General features: G+C 38.7%; 22 protein-coding genes and 1 pseudogene. 22 read left to right on the top strand and 1 reads right to left on the bottom strand.

All coding sequences use genetic code 11. The annotated features are described in order from the left end of the window. Window positions 1–279 precede the first annotated feature (279 nt). The 10 genes from CEQ83_RS13315 (at window position 280) to CEQ83_RS13270 (ending at window position 12474) form a co-directional block, all read left to right on the top strand. A complete protein-coding gene (locus tag CEQ83_RS13315; protein ID WP_098999551.1) occupies window positions 280–726 on the top strand; it encodes a DUF6376 family protein in 447 nt (148 codons plus the stop codon). Between the two features lie 625 nt (window positions 727–1351). Next, on the top strand, window positions 1352–4990 hold the full coding sequence (locus tag CEQ83_RS13310; RefSeq protein WP_098999553.1) for a multifunctional 2',3'-cyclic-nucleotide 2'-phosphodiesterase/3'-nucleotidase/5'-nucleotidase: 3639 nt from the start codon (window positions 1352–1354) through the stop codon (window positions 4988–4990). Window positions 4991–5275: 285 nt separating this feature from the next. Beyond that, a complete protein-coding gene (locus CEQ83_RS13305; RefSeq protein ID WP_028408239.1) occupies window positions 5276–5872 on the top strand; it encodes a TerD family protein in 597 nt (198 codons plus the stop codon). Between the two features lie 24 nt (window positions 5873–5896). Continuing rightward, window positions 5897–6475 (top strand): TerD family protein, encoded by a 579-nt coding sequence (locus CEQ83_RS13300; RefSeq protein ID WP_025751616.1) that lies wholly within the window; start codon window positions 5897–5899, stop codon window positions 6473–6475. A gap of 35 nt (window positions 6476–6510) precedes the next feature. Beyond that, entirely contained in the window at window positions 6511–7089 is a 579-nt protein-coding gene (locus CEQ83_RS13295; protein WP_028408240.1) for a TerD family protein, read from the top strand. 94 nt (window positions 7090–7183) lie between these two features. Continuing rightward, window positions 7184–8800, top strand: a complete 1617-nt coding sequence (locus CEQ83_RS13290) for a YceG family protein (RefSeq protein WP_098999554.1) — start codon at window positions 7184–7186, stop codon at window positions 8798–8800. A gap of 18 nt (window positions 8801–8818) precedes the next feature. Then, entirely contained in the window at window positions 8819–9910 is a 1092-nt protein-coding gene (locus CEQ83_RS13285) for a toxic anion resistance protein (protein ID WP_028413052.1), read from the top strand. A gap of 275 nt (window positions 9911–10185) precedes the next feature. Continuing rightward, window positions 10186–10956: a DeoR/GlpR family DNA-binding transcription regulator gene (locus tag CEQ83_RS13280; RefSeq protein WP_099331082.1), complete on the top strand. Its 771-nt coding sequence runs from the start codon at window positions 10186–10188 to the stop codon at window positions 10954–10956. Beyond that, window positions 10953–11987, top strand: coding sequence for an oxidoreductase (locus CEQ83_RS13275; protein WP_099331081.1), 1035 nt, complete (start codon window positions 10953–10955; stop codon window positions 11985–11987). Before CEQ83_RS13280 ends, CEQ83_RS13275 begins: the two co-directional genes overlap by 4 nt. 13 nt (window positions 11988–12000) lie before the next feature. After that, entirely contained in the window at window positions 12001–12474 is a 474-nt protein-coding gene (locus CEQ83_RS13270) for a heme-degrading domain-containing protein (protein ID WP_099331080.1), read from the top strand. A 129-nt stretch (window positions 12475–12603) separates the two neighbouring features. Here CEQ83_RS13270 and CEQ83_RS27080 read toward each other — a convergent pair whose 3' ends face one another. After that, window positions 12604–12762 carry a hypothetical protein gene (locus tag CEQ83_RS27080; protein WP_014459762.1) on the bottom strand — a complete coding sequence of 53 codons (159 nt, stop codon included), beginning with the start codon at window positions 12760–12762 and terminating at the stop codon, window positions 12604–12606. 169 nt (window positions 12763–12931) lie between these two features. Here CEQ83_RS27080 and CEQ83_RS13265 point away from each other — a divergent pair, with 169 nt between their 5' ends. The 12 genes and pseudogenes from CEQ83_RS13265 (at window position 12932) to CEQ83_RS27455 (ending at window position 24733) form a co-directional block, all read left to right on the top strand. Beyond that, window positions 12932–13693 (top strand): exodeoxyribonuclease III, encoded by a 762-nt coding sequence (locus tag CEQ83_RS13265; protein ID WP_014459763.1) that lies wholly within the window; start codon window positions 12932–12934, stop codon window positions 13691–13693. Between the two features lie 117 nt (window positions 13694–13810). Beyond that, on the top strand, window positions 13811–14248 hold the full coding sequence (locus CEQ83_RS13260) for a MarR family winged helix-turn-helix transcriptional regulator (protein ID WP_014459764.1): 438 nt from the start codon (window positions 13811–13813) through the stop codon (window positions 14246–14248). Between the two features lie 193 nt (window positions 14249–14441). Further along, window positions 14442–16097, top strand: a complete 1656-nt coding sequence (locus CEQ83_RS13255) for an MFS transporter (protein WP_099331079.1) — start codon at window positions 14442–14444, stop codon at window positions 16095–16097. A gap of 29 nt (window positions 16098–16126) precedes the next feature. Then, window positions 16127–16759 (top strand): HlyD family secretion protein, encoded by a 633-nt coding sequence (locus tag CEQ83_RS13250; RefSeq protein ID WP_025751627.1) that lies wholly within the window; start codon window positions 16127–16129, stop codon window positions 16757–16759. A 154-nt stretch (window positions 16760–16913) separates the two neighbouring features. Continuing rightward, complete coding sequence (locus tag CEQ83_RS13245; RefSeq protein WP_099331078.1) at window positions 16914–18308, top strand: MATE family efflux transporter; 1395 nt, start codon at window positions 16914–16916, stop codon at window positions 18306–18308. Between the two features lie 336 nt (window positions 18309–18644). Continuing rightward, window positions 18645–19076, top strand: coding sequence for a YwqH-like family protein (locus CEQ83_RS13240; RefSeq protein ID WP_013057382.1), 432 nt, complete (start codon window positions 18645–18647; stop codon window positions 19074–19076). Beyond that, window positions 19073–19330, top strand: a complete 258-nt coding sequence (locus CEQ83_RS13235) for a YwqI/YxiC family protein (protein ID WP_013083474.1) — start codon at window positions 19073–19075, stop codon at window positions 19328–19330. Before CEQ83_RS13240 ends, CEQ83_RS13235 begins: the two co-directional genes overlap by 4 nt. Before the next feature lie 18 nt (window positions 19331–19348). Continuing rightward, entirely contained in the window at window positions 19349–21553 is a 2205-nt protein-coding gene (locus CEQ83_RS27460) for a ribonuclease YeeF family protein (protein ID WP_224980216.1), read from the top strand. Window positions 21554–21564: 11 nt separating this feature from the next. Then, window positions 21565–22080, top strand: coding sequence for an Imm6 family immunity protein (locus CEQ83_RS13225; RefSeq protein ID WP_098999559.1), 516 nt, complete (start codon window positions 21565–21567; stop codon window positions 22078–22080). A 240-nt stretch (window positions 22081–22320) separates the two neighbouring features. Beyond that, window positions 22321–22631 (top strand): annotated as a pseudogene (locus CEQ83_RS13220) (DUF600 domain-containing protein); the annotation flags it as partial. Window positions 22632–23146: 515 nt separating this feature from the next. Then, window positions 23147–23632: an antitoxin YezG family protein gene (locus CEQ83_RS13215; RefSeq protein WP_141558918.1), complete on the top strand. Its 486-nt coding sequence runs from the start codon at window positions 23147–23149 to the stop codon at window positions 23630–23632. Window positions 23633–23959: 327 nt separating this feature from the next. After that, on the top strand, window positions 23960–24733 hold the full coding sequence (locus CEQ83_RS27455; RefSeq protein ID WP_223546046.1) for a CdiA family toxin C-terminal domain-containing protein: 774 nt from the start codon (window positions 23960–23962) through the stop codon (window positions 24731–24733). The last annotated feature ends 1 nt before the right edge of the window (window position 24734 follow it).

Below are 24734 nucleotides of genomic sequence, written 5' to 3'. Positions count from 1 at the left end.
TCCGGCTTTATTGACAATGCAAATTGTTAGCGAGACCTTTGCCAATGTTGCCATTGGTAAAGGTCTGGATACAAACACCTTTACCACATATGGTAAAGGTGTTTTTTGTTATTTCAAAAGAAGAGAGGAGCTTAAAAATGTCAAAACTATCGAGACTGTTAAAAAGCCCCGCTGTAAAAAAAGGAATAAAAAAAGCTGTACCCATTATTATGAAAGAGTTAAAGAAACGAAAATCGAAAAGAAGATAGCAGAAAAGAAATAAGAAAGGTTGAGTGCTAAGTGAAAAAGTGGATGCTAGTCATATCAACTGCTGTTCTTTTGATGGTCAGCGGCTGTTCTTTTCTTGAAGATACAAGCAGTACGTTGAACTACGCAAACGATGCGAAAGATTACGTGAGTGAAGCCCAAAAGTTTGCTGAAGAAATACCGCCTCTAGCAGAAAAAGCTGTTAATGACGACGAGGCAATAAAAAAGCTCGAGCAAAAGCTGCAGGAAATGAAAGGGAAAGCCGAAGAATTTAATCAAACCAAAGCTCCTGACATCGCTTCTGATGTGCACGATCAGCTTGTTCAGCAAAACGAAAAAATCATTAGTGGAATTGAAGCGTATGAAGCCAATATAAAGGATGGCAGCTTCAATCCAGAAGCGCTAAAAAACAGTGAATTGTTTCAATCAATTCAAGATGTATCAAGTATTATGAAACAAATTAAAGAATTAGGTCAGTAAAAAAACGAACCTGGGACAAAAGTGTGTTAGCTGAAGAAAATCCGAACGATGAATCACGATTCTTGATGGAGAATCAACTTCGTTCGGATTTTTTTATTTGTAGGGTGAATGTAGGTTTCATGTGTATAGATGATTTAGATTGGATTGATGTAGCTATGTCTTATGACTCAACCTCGTTTTCCTATTATAAATGTAAAATTATATAAATATATCTATTTATTAGAAGGAAAAAACCTTCTCTTTCTTTTTTATATCTACGAAATTTTGTTAGAAGCTGTGACAAACTTAATGTCTGCTTTTCATATCCTATGTATAGTACATATATACACACCGCTTGAAATAAATTTTTTTTGAATGAAAAGAGAACGTGTGAACGTTTATGCACTAGGTAATAAGGCTCATTTAAAAAGGAGGGTTCATCCAATTAATAAAAACTATAGTCCTTTGTTTTAAAAAGAGAAACTAAAAAAAATTTTTCAGTTTACAAAAAGTTAATAAAACGCATACAAATGGTTTACTAAAAAATCAAAAAATTTACATCCTTTATAAATCTTTTCTGCTATACTATTTTTGAACAGTTGCTAGATTTATAGCGATGATAACTTACTTGAAAGGTGAATGGTAGATGAAAAAGAACAAACGCAGCAAAACGAAGAAAATACTAACTACATCACTGGCACTTTCTTTATTATCAATGCCGCTTCTAACTACACAGGCAGGAGCAGAAGAACGTCACCCTGGACAAAGCTCACAGCAAAGCAAGCATCAAGGCCACAATAAAAAAGATGCGCTTGTGAATATACGCCTGATGGAAACAACTGATGTTCATACGAATCTATTAAACTATGATTATTTCAAAGACGCCCCTTATGAAAAAGTGGGTTTAGCTAAAACCGCTACCTTAATCAAAAATGCTCGAAAAGAAGTAAAAAACAGCTTATTAGTAGATAACGGAGACCTCATTCAAGGAACGCCTCTAGGAACGTATAAAGCCAAGATTAATCCGCTGAAAAAAGGCGAAGTTCATCCTGTATTTAAAGCGATGAATCAGCTAGATTATGATATTGCAACGCTTGGAAATCATGAGTTCAACTACGGATTAGACTTTCTAAAAGAAGCGTACAACGATGCGAACTTCCCTTACATAAATGCCAATGTCTATGTTGACGATCATGACAGCAACCCGAAAAATGACAAAAATAAATTTACGCCTTATAAAATTATGAATAAAAAAGTCGTTGATGAAAACGGTAAAAAACGAACGATTAAAGTCGGTTTCATTGGCTTTGTGCCGCCTCAAATTAACGATTGGGACAAAGCAAACCTTGATGGAAAAGTCATTACAAAAGGCATTGTGGAAACAGCCAATAAGTACATTCCAGAAATGAAGAAAAAAGGCGCGGACGTAGTTGTCGCGATGGCTCACTCCGGGTTTAGCAGCAACAAGCAAAACACGGAAGATGTCATTTACTCATTAAGTGAAGTAAAAGGCATTGATGCTATTACGTTTTCGCATACGCATAAAGTCTTCCCTGCTAAAACGGAAGCTTCGCTAGACGGTTTGTTCCTCGGAGCAGATAAAAAGCCTCTTCCTGGCATTGATAATGCAAAAGGAACAATCAACGGCGTTCCCGCTGTTCAAGCAGGTTACGGCGGAGGATCACTTGGCTTAATTGACTTAACCTTAAAAGAAGAAAAAGGAAAATGGAAAGTGGTAAGCTCTCAATCGTCTACGCGTGAAACGTATAAAGACGTAAAAGATGCGTCAGGGAAAACGGTTACGCAAAGTACGGTAGAACCGGATAAAGGTGTTGTTAAAGCAGTTCAAAAAGATCACGATGCAACGGTTAAATATGTGAACACACCAATCGGTAAAACGACGGATGATATTCACAGCTATTTTTCTCTTGTAAAAGATGATCCATCTATTCAAGTAGTAACAAATGCACAAAAAGATTACGTAGAAAAGTACGTTTCTCAAAACAAGCCGGAATATAAAGACCTTCCGATTTTATCAGTGGGAGCGCCTTTTAAAGCAGGAAGAAACGGCGTTGATGAATATACGGAAATTAAAAAAGGTGACTTAACGATCCGAAGCGCTGGCGACCTGTATCTATATGACAACACGTTAAAAGCGGTTAAAGTAAAAGGTTCTGTTGTAAAAGACTGGATTGATATGTCTGCCGGTAAATTTAATCAAATTACACCGAACAAAACAGAAGAGCAGGAATTATTAAACCCAAGCTTCCCTGTTTATAACTTCGACGTTATTGATGGCGTTCAATACCAAATCGACGTGACAAAACCAGCAAAATACGATGTGAATGGAAACGTGATTCACGCAGATTCAAGCCGAGTTGTTAACTTAACGTATAACGGTAAACCAGTTGACCCGAATCAAGAGTTTATCGTTGTGACAAATAACTACCGAGCTGGCGGAGGCGGAAACTTTCCTGGTCTAAAAGGAAGCGAGCTTGTAGTGGATTCAGCGGATGAAAACCGTCAAATTCTAATGGACTACATCACCGAACAAAAAGAAATTACGCCTACAGCTGACGATAACTGGTCCATTGCACCAATTAACGGAACGGCTAACGTGACGTTCACAAGCTCACCGCGCGGAGAAAGCTATTTAACTGAAGGAAGTAACATTACGTATACAAATAAAACGGACGACAAAGGATTCGGCATTTACAAAATTAATTTAAACGGCGAATCAAAAGATAATACAAAGATTCAGCTGTTAGGCATGAACGACCTTCACGGTCAGCTCGATACAGATACAAAAATCAATTCAAATGGCCAATCGCTGTTAGCTGGAAATATGAAATATACAGCAGCAGCTATTCGTAAACAAGAAGCTGAAAATCCGAATACGCTTTTAGTTCATGCAGGAGACATGATTGGCGGAAGTCCGCTAGTTTCAGCGCTGTTTCAAGACGAGCCAACGGTTGAAGTGATGGAATCGCTTGGGTTTGATGTAGGCACGCTTGGAAACCATGAGTTTGATGAAGGTATTGCTGAGCTTCACCGCATGATTGAAGGCGGAGACCATCCAAAAGGAACAAAAGGATACGACGGCATGAATTTCCCAGTAGTAGCGGCAAATGCTTATGATACGTCAACGAATAAATTAATTACAGAACCTTATGCGATAAAAGAAGTAGGCGGCAAGAAAATCGGCTTCATCGGCGTTGTAACACAAGAAACGCCAAGCATGATTGTTCGTAAAGGAAATGAAAACTTAAAAATTACGGACGAAGCAGAAGCAATTGATAAATATACGGCAGAGCTGAAAAATAAGGGTATTAAAGCAATCGTTGTACTTGCTCATAATCCATCTAATCAAAATGGAGCGTCTACCGAGTTTGATGCAGCAGATATCGCTAAAAAAGTTGATGATGAAGTTGACGTGATCTTTTCAGCTCACAATCACGTATACAACAACAAAGTAGTAGATAACAAACTAATCGTTCAAGCTTATTCATACGGCTCAGCGTTTTCTGACGTAGACGTTGAAATCGATAACACGGGTGACATCGTGAAAAAAGATGCAAAAATTGTGACCGTATACCAAAAAGACTATACGCCAGATCCTGAAGTTTCAAGCATTATGAAAAAGTACGAAGATTTAGCAGCGCCTATTAAAGCACAAGTGGTTGGGAATTCATCTACAGATTTGGCAAAAGGCTATCCGTCTAGCGGGCCAACAGGTGATATCGCGCTTGGAAACTTAATTGCTGACGGTATGAAAGCAGAAATGAACGCTGACTTTGCTTTAATGAATGGCGGAGGCGTTCGTTCACAGCTTGATGCTGGTGATGTGACATACGGTGATTTGTTTGCGATTCAGCCGTTTGGCAACGTCTTAAATAAAGTAAAGCTAAGCGGAGCGGATTTAGAAACGGTGTTAAATAATCAAATTACATCATCTGGACTAGATTTCCATATTGCAGGCTTTAACTATACGTGGGATGGAAGCACAAATAAAGTAGTCGATATTACGCTACCAGATGGAAGTAAAATCGACAAAGAAAAAGAATATACGGTAGTAGTGAATAACTACATGTACGGAAATGAAAAGTATGGTATTGGTGCACTTTCGTCAGATATGGAAGTGGGACCAGAAGATTTACAAGCAACGGTAAACTATATTAAAACACTTAAGAGCCCGTTTGAATACAAAGCTGAAGGTCGTATTCAAAACGTGGCAGCTGCTAAAACAGCTGAACAGCAAGAACCGACTTTAAAAATAGCTCAATAAGCCAAAAAAGGCTGTCTCATAACTCGGATTTCCGGTTTAGAGACAGCCTTTTTTTAATAGTTTAACTTAAATTTTAAACTCTCAGTCAATGAATTTACGTTATAAAACATAGCTTAATTTTTGAAACAATCACCAAATTGTGGTATTCTCTCCATAAGAAGACTTACGTAAACGTTAAAAATAGTATCAAAGATTTCACTATTTTTTCATTTATCTACGCTATTATGTAAAGTTATATAGAACCTGTAAAAAAATGTGTTCGCTATAGTAAAGGAGTAAATAAACGTGGCTATTAATCTACAAAAAGGGCAGAAAATTGATTTAACAAAAGGAAGAGAAGGGTTATCTTCTATTACGGTTGGATTAGGATGGGATCCTGTAAAAAAACGCAGCTTTTTTGGTTTTGGAGGAAGCGGCCCAGAGATTGACTGCGATGCATCTGTTCTTATGCTCAATTCGAACGATAAACTTGTAAGTAACTCAGCCGTTGTGTATTTTGGAAATCGTCATAGTAACTGTGGAAGCGTCAAGCATTCAGGCGATAATCTTACCGGAGCAGGTGAAGGGGACGATGAACAAATTTTTGTTAATTTAAAAAATGTTCCTGGAAACGTACATAAACTTGTGTTTGTAGTCAACATCTATCAGTGTGTTGAGCGAAACCAAGATTTCGGTATGATTAAAAATGCTTTTATCCGTGTTGTGGACAGTGCTAAAAACGAAGAGCTTGTACACTTTAATCTATCTGAAGATCATTCAGGAGCAACAGCTTTATTTGCAGGTGAAATTTATCGAGACGGAAAAGAGTGGAAGTTTTCAGCAACTGGAGATGCAACGAGAGATACTGGATTGGCTGAAATTGCAAACAAATATACAAAATAAACAACTAGAAAAGAGGGAAACGAAATGGCTATTAATCTTTCAAAAGGACAAAAAGTAGATTTAACAAAAACGAATCCAGGATTAACAAACGTAGTAGTAGGTCTTGGATGGGATGTAAATAAGTATGACGGTGGAAACGATTTTGATTTAGATTCATCTGTCTTTTTATTAAACGGAGCGGGAAAATGCGCTTCAGAATCTGATTTTATTTTTTACAATAATACGACGGGTGCAAACGGAGCGGTTGAGCATACCGGAGATAACCGTACAGGCGTAGGTGAAGGAGACGATGAGCAGGTTCAAGTAGATTTGAAAAATGTGCCTCAATCTATTGAACGTATTGCGTTTACCATTACGATCCATGAAGGGGAAGCACGCGGTCAAAACTTTGGCCAAGTAAGCAACGCCTACGTTCGTATTTTAAATGCAACAAACGACGAAGAGTTAATTCGTTATGATTTAGGTGAAGACTTCTCGATCGAAACAGCGGTCGTGGTAGGCGAGCTGTATCGACACGGTGGAGAATGGAAGTTCAATGCCATTGGCAGCGGCTATCAAGGCGGCTTGGCGGCACTTGTAAACGACTTTGGTTTAAACGCCTAATCATTAAAGTAAGAAAATGTACGGAGGATGTTTTTATGTCAATTTCTTTATCAAAAGGTCAGCGCATTGACCTAACCAAAACGAACCCAGGCTTAACAAAAGTAATAGTAGGTCTTGGGTGGGATACAAATAAATATGCTGGGTCTCAGGACTTCGATTTAGATGCATGTGCATTTTTAGCCAATAAATCAAGCCAAGTTGTAAATGACGAAGAGTTTGTTTTTTACAACAATTTAAAAAGTCCAAACGGAGCTGTGGAGCATACCGGTGACAACCGTACAGGTGCAGGAGATGGAGACGATGAGCAAATCGCCGTTGATTTTTCTCTTCTTCCTGACCACGTTGAAAAAATCGGAATTAGCGTCACGATTCACGACGCAGATGCTCGCGGACAAAACTTTGGACAAGTATCCAACGCGTTTGTTCGTCTCATTGACGCCCAAACAAATGAAGAAGTTCTTCGTTATGATTTAGGCGAAGATTTTTCAATCGAAACAGCTGTTGTGGTATGTGAGCTATACAAGCACGGAAACGACTGGAAATTTAATGCCATTGGCAGCGGTTTTTCTGGCGGATTGGCCGATCTTTGCCGCAACTACGGATTATCCGTATAAAAAAGGCATGCGATAAATGAAAAAGAAAGGGTGCTTTAACGAGTACCCTTTCTTTTTAGCATGTATATGTCTGAAAAGAAAGGAGCTGTAAGGTGTGAGTAAATTAATTGATCCTCATATGATTAATCTTAACGAGGAGGATGGAACTTCTCTTTTTTCTAAAGATGTTTCTCTGCGAGGTGACTTTATACAAAATGAGCAGCAAACTACCTATAAACAAGTGGCAGGCAGATATTTAGGCACTCATCTTGATGAGGACGAGTACGCAGATTTTCTTTATGAACTTGCGCATTCATCACCATCAATTATTGTCTTGCAAGATAAGCTTGATAAGTCCATTTCTAATGATAGATTAAAAGAAGTACAAACGATCCTTAAAATTAATCAAGAAGAGCACGGCCTTTCTGTCAATCGGCTATTTGCTTTTTTAGAAGGAAAAAAGCTGATCGTGAAGTCAGAAAATCCCGCTATACATAGAAGAGTACGTGAAAAATTTATTGAAACGTTAACGTGTTTTAAAGAACAGCACGCAGAAGGCTTTATGGACGGGCATTTTCAACGCGTATTAATCGATTTAATAAAGTGGCAGTGGAATCATGTAAAACCTTGGATGGTCGATAAAGCATTTCCTGAGCACGCGCCTCGCATCATGTGGTATGGGGATGCGAATAAAAGCGAGCAGTATTTTCTCCATTATTTAATTTTACTAGGTTTTGACGTCCTTACCTTTCATCCAGAAGGAAAGGATAATTTAAAAGAAGTAGATAAGAATCAGCATTTAACAACGGTTTATACGTTTCCTTCTACTAGCTCGCTTGTACCTTTTCCAACGGATAAACCGGTTCGAAAAGGTACGGTAGCATTTAGAGCGTCTCAAGAAATTGAGCAAGTGCTTCATTCAGAGGAGTCCATGCTGTATAAACCTTGGCAATTTCGTTCGTATTTTCCAACTTCAGTCACTCTCAAAACGACGTATGATGAAATCTTTTTATTAATGAGAGAACGGGCGTTTATTCGTCCTAATTTTCAAGTGTCCAAGCCATATGTACACGTGCCGGTCTTGTTTTCAAAAGTACTGGGTATCTCTAAAAACCGAAAAGAGTACTGGAGTAAAGTGCATGAGCTCATGCAAACGGAAAATGAGTTAGCTCTGACGATTGATTCTGTTCCTTTTGCTGAAAAAATAGAAGGAAATAATCACTTTCACTATCAAGGAGCTCTCGGAAGTGATGGCACGCTCAGTCCTGATAAAATGATTGAAAGCAACTGGTGGCGCTATAAAGAGCTGCCTATCGGGCTTCAGAAAGGGCTCGCTGCAGCTATTTCTAGGTATTGTGCACATTCAAAGCTCCTTCGCTTGGATCATGAAGATGCGTATCAGCATCAAATGTATTTGTTTAATCAGTCTTTGAAGCTTCCAAACAACGTGCTTCGCATGCTTCAAAAGTTTGATTATACGCAGCATGTACCCCGTCTCATTATTTATCATGGAAATGAACGAGAAGCGTTTACGCGTGAAGATGCAGCTTTACTGCTTCTATTAAATGAATTCGGCGTTGATATTGTTCTCTTTAATCCAACCGGTCAACTGGATATAGAAGCGTTCGTCGAAGAAAAGTATTTCGATATGCACTGGCTAGAAGATATTAGCTTTAATGAAGAATTCAAAGAGCCGTCGCTCATTCAAAAATGGTTAAAACGAATCTTTTAAAGAAAGAAGGGTTTTTAAATGGCAACAAACGAATTACAGCCTTTAGATGTAAACGAAGCCGAAGAAGTTTTAGAAACAAAGCCTAACGAAGTAAAAGCAAAACTGCGAGAAGAGCCGGAAGTACGTCGCTTAGCAGAACAAATTGATTATAAAAATCAGCTGGCTTTACTTGAGTATGGGAAAGAAACAGCCAATGAAATTTCCTCTTTTTCCGGAAAAGTGCTTAGTACAATTAAATCGTCTAGCATGGAAGAGTCAAGTCAATTATTAAAGCAGCTTGGAAAGATTATGGACAAATTTGATGCAAAGGATTTTGTTGAAGATAAAGGGTTTTTCTCTAAGCTTTTTAAACGCGGTCAAAAAATAGTGGACAAGCTCTTTCAAAAATATGAGACGATGGGCTCTGAAATTGATAAAGTATATGTTGAAATCACAAAATATGAAACCGAAATGAAGCATTCAACCACAACGCTTGAACAGCTTTACGAGCAAAACTATCAGTATTATATGGAGCTTGAAAAATACATTGTAGCGGGCGAAGTGAAAGTAGAAGAGTTAAAACAAGAGCTAAAGGTGCTTGAAGAAAGAGCGTCGAGTGGAAATCAGCTGGCGGCAATGGAGCTTCAAACCTTAAAAAATGCAGTTGAGCTGATGGAGCAGCGATTATATGATTTAGAAATGGCAAAACAAGTATCTTATCAATCCGCTCCTCAAATCCGTATGCTGCAGCGAGGAAATACAAAGCTGATCGGGAAAATCAATTCGGCGTTTATTACAACGATTCCTATTTTTAAAAATGGACTCATTAACGCAATCGCAGCAAAGCGTCAAAATTTAGTAGCGGAGTCTATGAACGAATTAGACAAACGCACAAATGAACTGCTCATTCGAAATGCAGAAAATATTTCACAGCAAAGCGTTAAAATCGCCAAAATGTCCGGTGCCCCTAGCGTAAAAGTAGAAACGATGGAACAAACGTGGAATATTATTATGAAAGGAATGCAGGAAACAAAAGCAATTGAAGAAGAAAATAAACGCCTTCGTGAAGAAGGACTTGTTCGATTGGAGCAATTTCAAGAAAACTTCAAAGCGCTTGAACATAAGATGTAACGAAAAAGCGGGAATCTTTACGATTCTCGCTTTTTTTGCATATACGTTTGCTAGAAGCCTAAACCATAAGCGATTAGTGAAAAGCGTGAAAGGGTATCAGATATAAAAGAAGTATTATCCAAAATAAGATAGTTATTTCCAGAAGACGTTTGTGTACTTTTATAATTTAAGTTAAAAATGCAAAAAACTTAATTATTTTAAGTTTTTTTGCTGGTTTTTAACTTTTCTTTGCGCTACAATTAGCTCATATCAAAGTAAAAAAGGAGGGTATTCGGGTGTATCAAGAGCAGCGCATGAGTGCGATTATTGAATACCTTCACACACACTGCACGATTACATTAGACGAAATTTGCGATATGTTCACCGTTTCAAAAGATACGGCGAGACGCGATTTAGTCAAGCTTGAAGAACACGGTGAGGTTATGAGAATCAAAGGCGGAGCGACGCTATCGTCAAGTCATATCATCGATTACAGTGAGCGAACGCCTACCAAAGCGAAAGAACAAATTGCTAAAGAAGCAGCTTCGTTAATGTCGGAGGGGTATGACGTGCTTTTAGATACGTCTTCTACCATCGCACTGATGGCGAAGTATATGGATGTAAAGCATGTAACCGTTATTACGAATTCCATCGATAATGTGGATTTGCTCGATCAATATACCCCGTGTGATACGTTTTTGCTGCCGGGCAAGTTTAACGGGAAAAACCGTAACGTCACCGGACCAAGAACGATTTCTACGTTGCAGGAATACAAAGTAGATCAGCTGTTTTTAGGGACGTGCGGCGTTGGTGCAGATGGCATTACATCTCCAAGTGAAGAAGAAGCGTTTTTAAAAAGACAGATGATTCAATGTGCAAGACAAGTGATTATGCTTGCAGATCATACGAAGTTTGAACGTGAATTTTTACATCGAGTATGTGATATGAGCGACATTGATATCTTAATCACAAACAAAGAACCAGAAGCGGATGTAAAAGAAAAAATAGAGCAAAATCAAGTGCGGCTTATCGTCACAGATTTTGATAAAGGAGAGGAAACACAATGAAGAAAATAAAAGTAGGATTAGTAGGGTACGGATTTTCAGCAACGGTCTTTCACACGCCGCTTTTAAGCGTGTTAGACGAATTTCATATTTCAAAAGTAATGAGTTCAAATCCTGAAAAGGTGACGAGCGACTTAGAAGACGTTGAAGTAGTGAGTACTTTATCTGAACTTCTAGAAGATGACAGCATTGATTTAGTTATTATTACAACGCCTAGCGGCATGCACTATGAAATGGTGAAAGACGCACTACGCGCAGGTAAGCACGTAATTGTTGAAAAGCCGATGGTCGTATCAGAAAAAGAAGCAAATGAATTAATTCAATTAGCAAAAGAACAAGGTGTTCAACTAAGCGTCTATCATAACCGCAGATGGGATAATGATTATTTGACGGTGAAACAGCTGATTGAAGAAGGGAAATTAGGCGACGTTAAAATGTATGAAGCGCATTTTGACCGCTATCGTCCAGCTGTTCGAGACCGCTGGAGAGAAAATGAAGGACCTGGTTCAGGAGCGCTTTACGATTTAGGATCTCATTTAATTGACCAGGCCTTACACCTTTTTGGAATGCCTGACTTTGTTCAAGCTGATGTGTTTGGGCAGCGAGATCATGCACGCACGGATGATTACGTCCACTTAGTGCTTGGATACGGTTCTCTTCGTGTTATTTTACATTCAAGCGCCATTGTGCCAAGCAACGGGCCTCGCTTTCAAGTTCATGGAACAAAAGCAAGCTATATCAAATACGGAATTGACGGCCAAGAAGATATGCTAAGAGCCGGCAAGAAGCCTGTGGATGATACGTGGGGAGCCGACAGCCCTGAACACTACGGTAAGCTGACAACGGGCGAAGGCGAAACAACAGAAATTGAAACGCTGCACGGTTCTTATGTGACGTATTATCAAAAAATCGCCGACAGCCTGCTTCGAGGAGAAGAGCTTCCGGTTTCAGCAGAAGAAGCTCGTGACGTGGTTAAAGTTATCGAAGCGGCATTTGAAAGCAGCAAAGAAAAACGAGCGGTTTATTTTAACTAAGGAGCGAGAAACAGTGAGTAATCATTCGGTAGAGACGCTGCTTGAAAAAGTAGTTCAACAGGAAAAAGAACTGATCTTTCATCAATTTACAAATGACCAGGCTTTACAGATCGGAACGGCCATTATTAATGAAGCGAAAAGCAAAGGTAAGGCAGTAACTGTCAGTATTAAACGAAATGGTCAAACTCTCTTTCAACATGCGATGGAAGGGGCTATTCCCGATCATGAAGAATGGATTAAACGAAAATCAAACACCGTTCTTCGTCACCATCACAGCTCGTACTATATGAAGCTGTACTGCGAGTTAAAAGATCGTTCTTACGCGCAGTTTTACGCAGCGAATCCTCAGGAATTCGAAGCAGTAGGAGGGTCATTTCCAATTTCGGTTAAAAACGTCGGCGTAATTGGAACCATTACCGTATCAGGCATGTCGCAAGAAGAAGATCATGCACTTGTGGCAGATACGATTCGCAGCTTTATTTCGTAAAGAAAGAACTTAGGGTAGGAATAGTTTAAGGAAGATCCGAACGATGAATCGTTCGGATCTTTTTATTGGTTTGGTAAACGAAGGTTGCGCCTACTTAACTATGTCTCAAGCTCTATTTTTGCGGAGCCACTATCTGCTGAAGTGCTTAATGGCAGAATCATTTAAAGAAAAATCTTCTTTAGTAAGCGCCGTTTGATTCTGTGTTTCGCATTCTTTAGTAGGATGCTCTTCTTTTTTAGAAACAGTAGAAACTTCTTCGTTATTTTCATACGTGTAGTTTGTTGACATTATGTTTCACCTCTTGTATCTAGTGTTTGAGGTACAGAAAATAAAATAAGAAGAAATATCAGGAATACCTTAAAAAGAAGGGTACCCTTTAAATTATTTGAACTTATGCAAAAAATTGTCTACACTAAACACTGATACATAAATCAAGTGAGGAGAACGTGGACAGTTTATGAAGTTGATTTCCTGGAACGTAAATGGCATTCGTGCGTGTGTGCGAAAAGGATTTTTAGATTATTTTCAAGAAGTGAATGCGGATGTATTTTGTATTCAAGAAACGAAGCTGCAGGAAGGCCAAATTGATTTGCAGCTAGAAGGGTATTATCAGTATTGGAATTACGCCGTGAAAAAAGGCTATTCCGGAACGGCTGTTTTTACAAAGCAAAAGCCTTTATCCGTTTCATACGGTGTAGATAAAGAATCGGAAGACGAAGGGCGTATTATCACGCTTGAGTTTGAACAATGCTATGTAGTAAATGTGTATACGCCAAATTCTAAAAGAGATTTAGCAAGGCTTGAAGAAAGGCTTCAATGGGAAGACGATCTGCTCGTGTACTTAAACAAATTAAATAGCCGTAAAGCGGTGATTTTGTGCGGAGACTTAAACGTAGCACACGCAGAAATTGACTTGCGTAATCCGAAGCCAAACCGAGGAAATTCTGGTTTTACAATAGAAGAGCGAGGAAAAATGACGACGCTTCTTGCTAGCGGATTTCTTGATACATTTCGTTATTTGTATCCGAATCAAGAAGAAGCCTATACGTGGTGGTCGTATATGAACAAAGTGAGAGAACGAAATATCGGGTGGCGCATTGATTATTTTATCGTATCCGAGAGAATCAAAGACGTTATTCAAGAAGCTACTATTCATCCGCATGTAATGGGAAGCGATCACTGTCCTGTGATGCTAGAATTAAATGTACCTCATCTATGATATCTTTCTATATAATAGAAGAAAAACGGAAAAAAGGTTGGTTCACGCGAACGGTTGCGGTATAGTAAACATATTAAAAAGTACAGAATGTTTCATGAGATAAAGGGGGAGACAGAGGTGAAGCGAGACTCGCTGCAAACCATTGAGCACGAAATTGCGCTGCTTGTTCGTCTAACAACGACGCACAGTCCGAAGCTTGGAAGCTTGGACCGTTCTGAATATTTACTGTTAAGCGAGCTAGATCAGCGCAGTCCGCTCGGGATTAATGCATTAGCTGAAAATTTAAAGCTGAGCTTATCTACAGCTAGCCGGCAAGTATCTGCGCTTGAGACTAAACAGTTTGTTCGTCGCTTTCCAAGTCCGGAAAATGGACGGATTAGTTTAATTGAAATGACGGATGCAGGGAAAGATATTTTGCAGCATGTACAAAGCAAGCGTAAACAAGCCTATGCTGAAGTGTTAGAAAATTGGTCGGAAGAAGAGGTTTTGGCACTGGAAAAAAGTTTATCACGCTTGAATCTCGATTTTAAAAGATGGCGCAGTAATGGATGTTAAAGCGAATACATATAGATGAACAAAAAGGCTATTGAAAAATAGTCTTTTTAAGTTGAAACAAAGAAGTTGATTTCTTCTTTAAAAGATGTATAATATGTAGTGCTGCTATAACTTGCATGATACAACTTGTACAATAAAATATGTAAGGAATTGTTAGTCTTATGAAAAGAATTTAATAAAAGGAGGAATAAATATGAGTCAGAATAATCCAGCAGTAGCCTCCGACAAACAAGGTTTAAGCGTACCTAAATACTTAATTATGGCGATTTTAACGCTATTTTCAATTGGCCCTCAGTATTTTTTGAATTTATCTTACACGGTCAATCAAGTATTAATTCAAAATCGATTTGATGCGAGTACACAAAGCTTACTATTGCCATCTATTATTTCTAACTTGGCATTTGGACTTGGGGTACCAATTGGTCCGATGCTTGCGAAAAAATATGGCGTACGTAAAGCATACTTAACGTTCGTTTTAGTCTTTTTAGCAGGTTCGATTATCAACGTTTTTTCTGAAAATGTGGCGTTTTTATCCCTTGGTCGTCTGATTCAAGGCTTAAGCTCAGGAATGCTGTTTTTAACCATTATTCCAGCCGCGCTGATTTCGTTTCCGAATAAAATCCGAAACTTCTTTTTAGTGTTAGCAATCGGTGGACTCTTCGGTTCAACGGCGATTGGAGCCTTTTTAGGTGCTGTATCTCTTAGCATGGATAATTGGCGCTGGGTTTTTGTTTTAGGAATACTTGCTTCTCTTGTCTCTCTGTTTATCGGATATAAGGTATTACCTGCTCATGATCCAACTCAGCAAGAAGATCGACCAGTGGATAAGAAAAGTATCTTTATTCTTAGTCTTATTATGATTTTATTAGTGTATCCACTGTATGAACTAAGATACGAAGGATTTGCTTCTATTCAAGTGTGGCCGTTCTTACTGGCTGCAGCAGGATTAGTTGTCATTTTTGTCTTAGTTGATTTAGCGGCTGAAAATCCGCTAGTACCATTAAAATCGCTGCTAGCCGTAAAACCAGTTGCGGGTACAATTATGGCAATTGGAGGTCATATGGCTTATATTCTAGCCATTGCAGGTATTAATGGCGTCATGCAAAATGTGCAAAATGCATCGTACACCACGCTTTCTTATTTTTATTTATACTTTTTTGTTGGGGTACTGATTTCAGCATTTGCAACGACATTCTTATATGACAAATTTGGTCCAGGTTACCTTGGAGCAATTGGATCACTTCTTATTGTCATTGTAGGATTTAGCTGGGTGAATGTATCAGCTGATACATCACTAGTAAGTTTATATGTTCACATCATGCTCTTTGGTATGGGTGTTAGTATGGCACTGGTATCCGGTGCGCTAGGAGCGGCACTAGCCGGAGATTTACATCAAGCTTCGATGCGTTCCATTTCACTGCACTCCATTCGAAATTTATTAGGAGCCATCGTGGCACCTGTGATTGGGTGGTTTGTTGTTCGACAAAACGCGATTTATTATGAAGATTTCCGAGGACAAATTAGCTCAGTAGATCCTCAGGTGAAGATGCAGCTGTCTGAAATGATTAAACGCTATATGGGTATGGGAATGAGTCAAGCAGATGCAAAAACATCGGCTGTGACGGCTGTTGTAGCAGGCGCTAAAAAAGCGTCAATTTTACATGCGTATCACAACTTATTTTTCATGCTTGGTATTTTAGGCGTAATTATGCTCATTGCTTCACTAAGTAAAGCGTGGAGCGGTGAAAATAGAATTCTTGTTCAAAAAGAAGAGGTTCAAGAAGAAGCTGATCCGCAAGAAGAAAGAAAAATGCTGCCGGCACCTCAAACAGAAGAAACCTCTGTATAATATACTAACTATAGAAAGAAGGAATTCCGATGAGTAAAAGTCGTTTATTGGTTACTAACATTGTTGGAATCATTGTGATTTTATTACTAGTAGGCTTTGGTGGATATTATTTCTACGAAAAAGCAAATTACGTTAAAACAGATGAAGCGCAGGTAGAAGCACCGCTTTCACAAGTCATCGCTTCAGCTAACGGTCAGTTAAGCGAATGGAATGTAAAAGAAGGAGATAGCGTTTCACAAGGTGATTCTGTTGGAAGCTTAAAAGAAGGCGAAAAATCAACAGACGTAACGTCTATGATTGACGGAACAATTATTAAAAACAACGCATCTCAAAATCAATTAGTAAAAGCTGGCGATGTGTTAGCACAAACAGCTGATTTATCTAAAATCTACATCAATGCAAACATTAAAGAAACAGACCTAGGTGACTTAGAAGAAGGAGACAGCGTCGACATTACAGTGGACGGAGATTCAGGTAAAGTCTTTAAAGGCCATGTTGAAGCAATCGGTCGCGCAACAAACTCAGTGTCTTCTATGCTTCCTGCTCAAAATACAGGAAACTATACAAAAGTAACGCAAAAAGTACCGGTGAAAATTTCAATTGATGATGCATCAGATAAAGTTCTTCCAGGTATGAACGCAGAAGTGAAAATTTCAATTTAATAACGGAAAAAAAGCTGCTTCCTCTAAGGGAGCGGCTTTTTTTATGCCTAAACAAATAAAATAAAAAATGTGCTAAAAAGAGGATGTATACAAAGGAAATGTGTGGTAAGATACTTCTTGTTTGAAATTGGATATCGGTAAAGAAGGTGATGGGATGACCGCGGTCGAAACAAAAAAAGGGCCAAAAGAAAAGCTGAATTTGTTTTTCTTAACGTGGCCGATCTTTTTAGAAGTGTTTCTTTTTATGTTAATGGGGATTGCTGATACCTTTATGCTAAGCGCGCTGTCGGATGATGCCGTATCAGGAGTCGGAGCAGCCAATCAATACCTTCACATTGCGATTTTGGTGTTAGAGGTCATTGGTAACGGAGCGGCAATTGTTGTCTCTCAGTATTTAGGATCAAAACGGTATATGGAAGCGTCAAAGATTTCTGCTTTGGCCGTTACGTTAAATTTAGGAGTCGGGCTAGTCATTAGCGCGGGTTTTCTTTTGTTTTCAAGACATATGATGGAAGCGATGAACTTACAAGGTGACGTGCTGTTGTATGCACAAAGCTATTTATCCATCGTTGGAGGAGCTATTTTTCTTCAAGCGATTATTAACTCTCTTGCAGCGATTATTCGCGTACATGGCTTTACGAAGCAGGCAATGTTTGTTTCACTTGGAATGAACATTTTTCATATTGCAGGAAACTATGCTTTAATCTTCGGGAAGTTCGGCTTTCCGGAAATGGGCGTACAAGGAGCAGCAATTTCATCTGCGTTCAGCCGATTCGTTGCCCTTATTGTGTTCTTTTGGCTGCTGTATCAAGTGATGGAATATAGAGTGAAATTTCAATACTACATTACGCTTTCAAAAGAATATATCGGTAAAATTTTAAAAATTGGTATTCCGTCGGCTTTTGAACAAGTGATGTATCAAGGCTGTCAAATTGTCTTTTTATACTATGCAACCTACCTAGGAGCAGAATCACTTGCTGCGAGACAGTACGCAATGAATATTTCAATGTTCATTTACTTATTTGCCATTGCAATTGGAATGGGTACAGCGATTATTGTCGGCCGTTTAGTAGGCGGAAACGAAAAAGATGAAGCGTACCATCGCGTATGGAAAAGCGTCAAATGGGCCAGTGCCGTAACGATGATGATGGTTGTTCTTGTGATGACATTCAGAACACAGCTGATCAGCGTGTTTACAGACAATCCGCATATCATTGAGCTTGGGGCGACGGTGCTGCTTCTGAGCATTGTGCTTGAAACGGGAAGAACGATGAACATTGTGCTGATTAACTCGCTGCGGGCAGCGGGAGATGCCAAATATCCGGTGTTAATTGGTGCGATGTCGATGGTCATGATGAGCTTGCCGCTCGGTTATTTCTTCGTTTTCCATTTAGACATGGGGCTCGCTGGCATTTGGCTTGCCATCGCAGCCGATGAATGGACGCGCGCAGTTATTATGTTTTTTCGCTGGAAAAGCCGAGCATGGGAAAACTACGGACTTATACAGCACGAACAAACAGCTGAAGAACCAACGCCGGTTCAAGTATAAAACAAAACCTCTGCAGAATGTGCAGAGGTTTTTTGCTGTGTAAAAAAACGAAGTAAAGTTGGTCTTTTTACGCAAAAAGCTTTAATTTGTGGGAAAAAACGGGTATGGGTACAAAGAAATGGTTTTATTCTACTTATTCTTTGTTTTAGATAACGGTATATGGTTGGATGACGTATTTAGACATGAGTCTTTTTTCTCTGATTTTCCATTTTTATCTCAATTCATGAAACTAGAAGCATAAAAAAGAGAGTTTTTTCCTATTTAGCTATAATGAGACAAATTTTATACTTATAATTATTGGATTAAACTCGAAATGTGCGGAACAGGAGGAACGATATGGGGTTAGGAAGCGTATTAGACGGACTGCTGGGTGAAGTATCTGGAAGAGTCTCAGATGTAGAAGGGAAAATTTCTAAGCTAAGAACGGCTAAAAGTAAAATTGAGCATGAACAAGCTGTTTCATTAAAAGAAATTGAACACATCAAAAAGCCTGAGCTGGGAGACAAATGGACGGGTACGTTATCGGATGATTTTGACGAAAAACGTACGGCAGCCTACGACAACATAAAAGGCATTTTAGACGGTGATTACGATGGATACATTCGTGAAATTGAAACAAAGATATGGGCGCTAGAAGCTGAAAAAGGAGCTTTGAGTGGCTTGAACGCCGTTATTGGAGAAGCGGATTCTTTATTAGCTAAAGGTGAAGAAGCCTATGACGCAGTAGAAAACAAGATTAGTGAAATTAGAAGGGGGCTGTTTTCATGACAATTAAGCTTGATCACGCTGACGTTATCAAAAAGCTTGAAGCAGTCAGCACAGCGATTGGAAATTTATCCATTAGCAAAATGCCTGACCTTGGAAAAAACAGCCTTGATACTACAGAGAAATGGGAAGCGCGCGAAGAAGAAATTCAAACGCTTATTTCTACTTATATAAAAGCACTAAACAAAAACGTAAAAGATACAAAATCTAATGTAGACTTACTAAAAGAACAAGACGAATCTATTATCCATTCGTAGCAGCAAAGGGGGATGACTGTGGGAAAGGTATACGATGCAAAAGCGCTGTTTGATGTAGCAAAAGACAGGGAAAAAGCCTACGATGAGTTACTAAGCCAGCTGGGTGAACTGAAAAAAGCGCTGCAGGGCGTAGCGGACTTAGATGGCAGCTTAGAAGGAAAAGGCGCTGACAATATAAAATCTTTTTATAAGCAGCACGCCGATACGGCCGGACAGTGGGAAAACTTAATTAAAATGCAGCAAAGCTATTTTTCAACGCTTCACGTTAAAGCTGAAAAAGCAAAGCTATCAGGAAGCACGATTGTAACTGAATCATTTTTAGAAACAGAGCTAAAAAACGCCAATAGCAATGCTAAAGAAATGGTTGCGCAGCAGCACGACGATCTGCAGAGTATTTTAAACGGCATCGATGATATCGTCTCTATTTCAGCGTTTTCAACGAGTGAGTTTAACGATAAAATAGAAGAAGCAGAGAAAAAACGCACCGATACAATTGAAGCAGTGAACCAGCTTGACGCTGAATGGTCAAAAGAATACAGCGAAATGGATGACTTCTATGCGGTAGTGGATACGCTAGTAAGCGGCTTAGAGCTTGCTACGAGTCAAGGAGGAAGTGTCTATCAGCTTGCCTTTGACGAAAAAGCCTATCACGACAGCGAACTGTATAAAGTTCAAACAAAGCTAAACGACTATGCAACTTCATATGTTGACTACAACAAGCAGCAAGAAGAAGTATACGAGCTGGAAAAAAAGCAAGAAGAAGAAGCAAACAAGCCGTGGTACGAAAAAACGTGGGACGCGGTTTCTACCTTTACAGGAGAGGTCAGCGGATATTATGATTATAAACGAGCAGCAGAAGGCGTGGACCCTGTTACGGGTGAAAAACTTTCTACCTCACAGCGCGTCGCAGCAGGAGCCATGGCAGCAGCCGGCTTCATTCCGGTTGTCGGCTGGGTAGGAAGAGCCGCAAAAGGTGGAAAAGCCATCTACAAAACGGCTAAAGGCCTAAGCGCAGCGGATCACGCCCTAGACGCCTACAAATCCGCCAAATCCTTCAAAGTCCTGGAGCAAACCGAAAAAGGCCTCTACGGTCTTGTGGCTGCAAACGGACTAGGAGAATACATGACCGGACGCGACATGTTCGGGAATAAAATCAGTGAAGAGCAGCGTAAAGCAAGTCTTCTGCAAGCATTAGGAATTGCTGGAGCTGGAGCGCTTTCTACGAAGGTAGCGGGGAAAATGGGACAAAGCCTTGCGACCAAAGGAACCGAAAAGCTCAACAACATGCGCAACACGCTTCGCACAAGCGCTGTTGCCAACGTCACAAAGCAAGCCTACCAAAGCGTCAAAAATGCACCGGCCTCTTGGACACAGTCGCTACATAAAACGTATAACAACATCCTAGACAGCAGTATGCCAAGACTGGGGCCGGAGCTAGCACCTGCAGGTCCAGCACTTGCCCAGCAGACGGTGAGAGAGACCTTGCAGAATGTGAAGCAGCAGACGATGCAGATGATTGGTAAGGTAACCTACGATCCTGTTCATAATCGCTATCGCAGAGCTGATGGAAGGTTTATGTCCAAGCGTGATGTGGAGAAGCTGGGTGATTCGGTTAAGGTAGAGACGGTCAAAAAGGTTGATGAGCCTGTAAAAGTAGAGCATGTGAGTGAACGTTCAATTCAAAAGGATACTGAGGGTACTGGTAATGGTAATATCCACTTTGGTAAGACAGATTTGGACGCTTTAAGAAAAAAGTGGAATGTTCCAGAAACTGATACAATAGCGGTAGGTAAAACTGATGTAAAGGAACTTGAAGGGTTGATTTTTGAAGGAGGGTCACCGAAAGTTAGGAAAGAAGCTGGGCTTCCAGACCTTGATGTATCAAATCCAAACAGACCAATAAAATCTTCGGGGAAAATACCATCTGCTACAAGACATGCTGAAGAGGGAGTAGCGAATCAATTTGTTGAGGCAGTCGAGAAAGCAGGTATACAACCTCAGGATGTAGTTGGGATTTTTAAGCTACATCAATCTAACCCCTCTGGGGTATGTCCAACTTGTCTTAGTGGGTTAGGAAATCCTAAAAAAGATCCAGGTATAATAAAACAATTAAGTTTAAAATATCCTAACTTAATTGTTGAGGTAACCTCACAGGCGGTAGAAGGTACTAAAGTCACTGGAAGGTTAAATTTTAGAGTGAAAAATGGTGTATATATTGATTAGGAGTGGGTTAAATGAATCGATTTAATAATTTGAGTGAGGATGCCAAAGTAGTTTATCTATTGTCGCTATCGGACTTGATTATTGACAAGATTTCTAAATCTGAAGGATTTGAAGTAGCTGTTGAGTCATTAGAAAAAGCTTGGGAATGGTTAAAATTTAAGAATATTGACGCATCTAACCTTTATTTATATTTAGAAAACATGGATGAAACAGATATCATGACTTATATGCAACTCGATAATGATGAAGATAATGAAAAAGTATGGATATGTATAGGAAATGCTTTGGCATATACAATTTGGGAGGCGTATCAATATGAACAAGGTAAATATCTCCCACAGACTATTGAAAGTGTTGATTACGAGACTGTCGAAAGTTTCATAACAAACTTTGAGAAGGTTTATGAGAATAATAGCTTGTCAGATGGATTATTACACTTTCTGGAAGAAAATTATCCGAAAGATACTGATAAAAAGGTGGATTTAACTTCAGTAAAGATTTTTATTAATGAATCTATTGAGAAATAAATAACTAAACAACCCCAAAAAATTCATAATTATTTAGTAATCTAAGCACACTTGTTATACTTTTAAAGACTGATTTTACCTTAAATGATAAGAGAGAATCAGCCTTTTAGGTAACAAGTGTTTTTGTTTTTTTGAGATAGTCATACTTTGTGTACTTAAATGATGATTTATTGAAGTTCATAACCCATTAAGGTAGTACCATCAAGGAGTATCGATTTAACTTCATAATGGTGGTACTCCTATAATGGTAAATACTCTTAGAACCCCATAAATTGAATGATGCTTGGGAAGAGGGGGATGAGAGCTACGATACATCCGCACCACGAATTTTTATGGTATTAGATATTTTAAATGAGGATATTGGGAAAATTAAAGTATTGTATCAAGAGCATCAAAGAGATATGCTTACTAAGATGAAATTAATCTATGATGTAAGGATCAGCAATTTTAAAGCTGAATACAAGTATGACTTATATACGCATGATGATATTAAAACAACAAGTCATATTGCTGTTGAATGGTTTGAAAACGTGAAAGATAATAAGTTTTAATTTCGTATTGATATGTGAGCTTAGTAGAATTCAGCTTGGTTTGAATCAATAGATCATCATATTTGATATTCTTTTGAAGTTTTTTGGTATATAACGACTATAAAAGTGCAAGTATCTCTGTGAAAATACGGATGGTGCTTGCATTTTTTATATGAGTATGAAATTGTGAAACAAATTAATTCAATCTATGGAAACCGAAAAAGGAATCTACGATATTGTTACCATAAATGGCTTGAAAGAATACATAACCAGACGCGACATGTTGAGGAACAACATTAGTGCAGGTAAAATAGATAACAATCGTTCTAATGGAATTTGTTTTATTATGGAGAAAGATAAAGGTTGGGCAAATGCTTTGAAGAAAGCTTTTCTAAAAAAGTATTGGTAAAAATATTTTTCTGTTAAAAATGGCATTCAATACGCCCTATTAAATTTAGAATATAGTATCAAATTGAAGGTGAAGAATTAGAAAGAGTAACAATTAAAAATCAGGCGGGAGGATAAATTTTATGCAAATGGAAAGCCAGTTACAGGAATTGTATCAAGAAATAGCAGAAACGGTTAATAATATGATTCCAGAAGAATGGGGGGAATTTTATTTTTATGCACAGATTGATGAATCAGAGGGGCGAGTTTACTTTTTTTATAAATCAATTAGAGATAATAGCTACACGTATAGTCTAGATATACCAAAACAATTTAACATATCGGAACTAGAATTTAATAATGAAGAAGATAAGCTTTTTGATCTTAGTGAACAGCTCAGGGAAATCTTTAAAGAAAATAACCAGGAACTATGGTATTCTTTTACGCTAATGTTAGAGCAAACAGGGAAGTTCTCTGTATCATTTGATTATACAGATTGGTTGAATACAGATTACGGATTTGTAGCACAGAAAAAGATTTGGAAGTACAAATATTTAGATGAAGTACCAACAGATGAAAAAACTAAGAATTTAATAGATCAATATTTAAAAGAGTATCCCAGTAATCCCATTTAAATAATTATTAAAGTTATAAGTAAACACACTGTATTTTATGAAAATCAGTGTGTTTTTATATTATAGAAAAACTAAGACTTTTAATTTAAGCCTTTCTCACTGATGTAAAACTCTTCAAATCTCAACTCACTATAGCAACCGCCTTGATAAGGAATAAGGAAGAGCTGCAAACGGGCTAGGAGAATACATGACCGAACGCGACATGTTCGGGAATAAATCAGTGAAGAGCAGCGTAAAGCAAGTCTTCTGCAAGCATTAGGAATTGCTGGAGCTGGAGCGCTTTCTACGAAGGTAGCGGGTAAAACAGCGAAAGCAGGCGCTAATGCCGTGGCAAACGGAGCGAAGAAGCTTAGTGATATGCGGAATGTACTTAGCAAACAAGCGACTCAACGTATTATGCCGCCGCTGCAAAGCGCTCAAAAAGCTTATCGTTCTTCTTCGAATTACGTCAAAAAGAAAATTAGTCAAGCCGGAGATATTAAGCTGGCTCCTAAGAAGGTCCGAGTAGTAGAAGAGCCGATCACTGGAACGCGTATGCCAGTGGTAGATGAGTGGATTACTGGAAAAGATGTTGGGCGGATGTTTTCGGTAGGAAGTAAGCAAACTAGTAAATCTGATGCTAAAATAATTACGCCTAAATATAAACCAGGATTTGATGAGCATCTCATAAAAGTGGAAGGATTCTCTCAAAAAAAAGGAATCATTGGGGGGCATAACCTAGAAGAATTTCATTCCTTTTTGAAAAAAGAGGGGATAAATATTAATATAGTATCTAAGACACCCCATGAAAATATCAAAGGAGTTTATCAAATAGAGTACCAAATTCCTGCGCGTGACAGCGCAGGAAATGCAATAGATGGGGAATGGAAGAAAAAGGTGTTCACCAAAACTGTATTTAACCCATCTGAAATTTCAAATGAAGAAATTATAAAGCATGGGCAGGAAGCTATGATTGAGGGGATCGCGTCGGGCAAAATAAAACCTCAAGTTAACAGTAATGATATTATAAATGGAAAAGCAGGAAATGGATTGAGTTATACAGGTTATAGAGATCCAACGAGTGAAGAAATATTAAATTTTCATCCAGTAATAGATGAATAGA

Source organism: Priestia megaterium, assembly GCF_009497655.1.
In the GTDB taxonomy this organism is placed as follows: Bacteria; Bacillota; Bacilli; order Bacillales; family Bacillaceae_H; genus Priestia; species Priestia zanthoxyli.
Note: the sequence above shows the minus strand (reverse complement) of the source record. Positions and strands in the feature narration are given on the sequence as shown.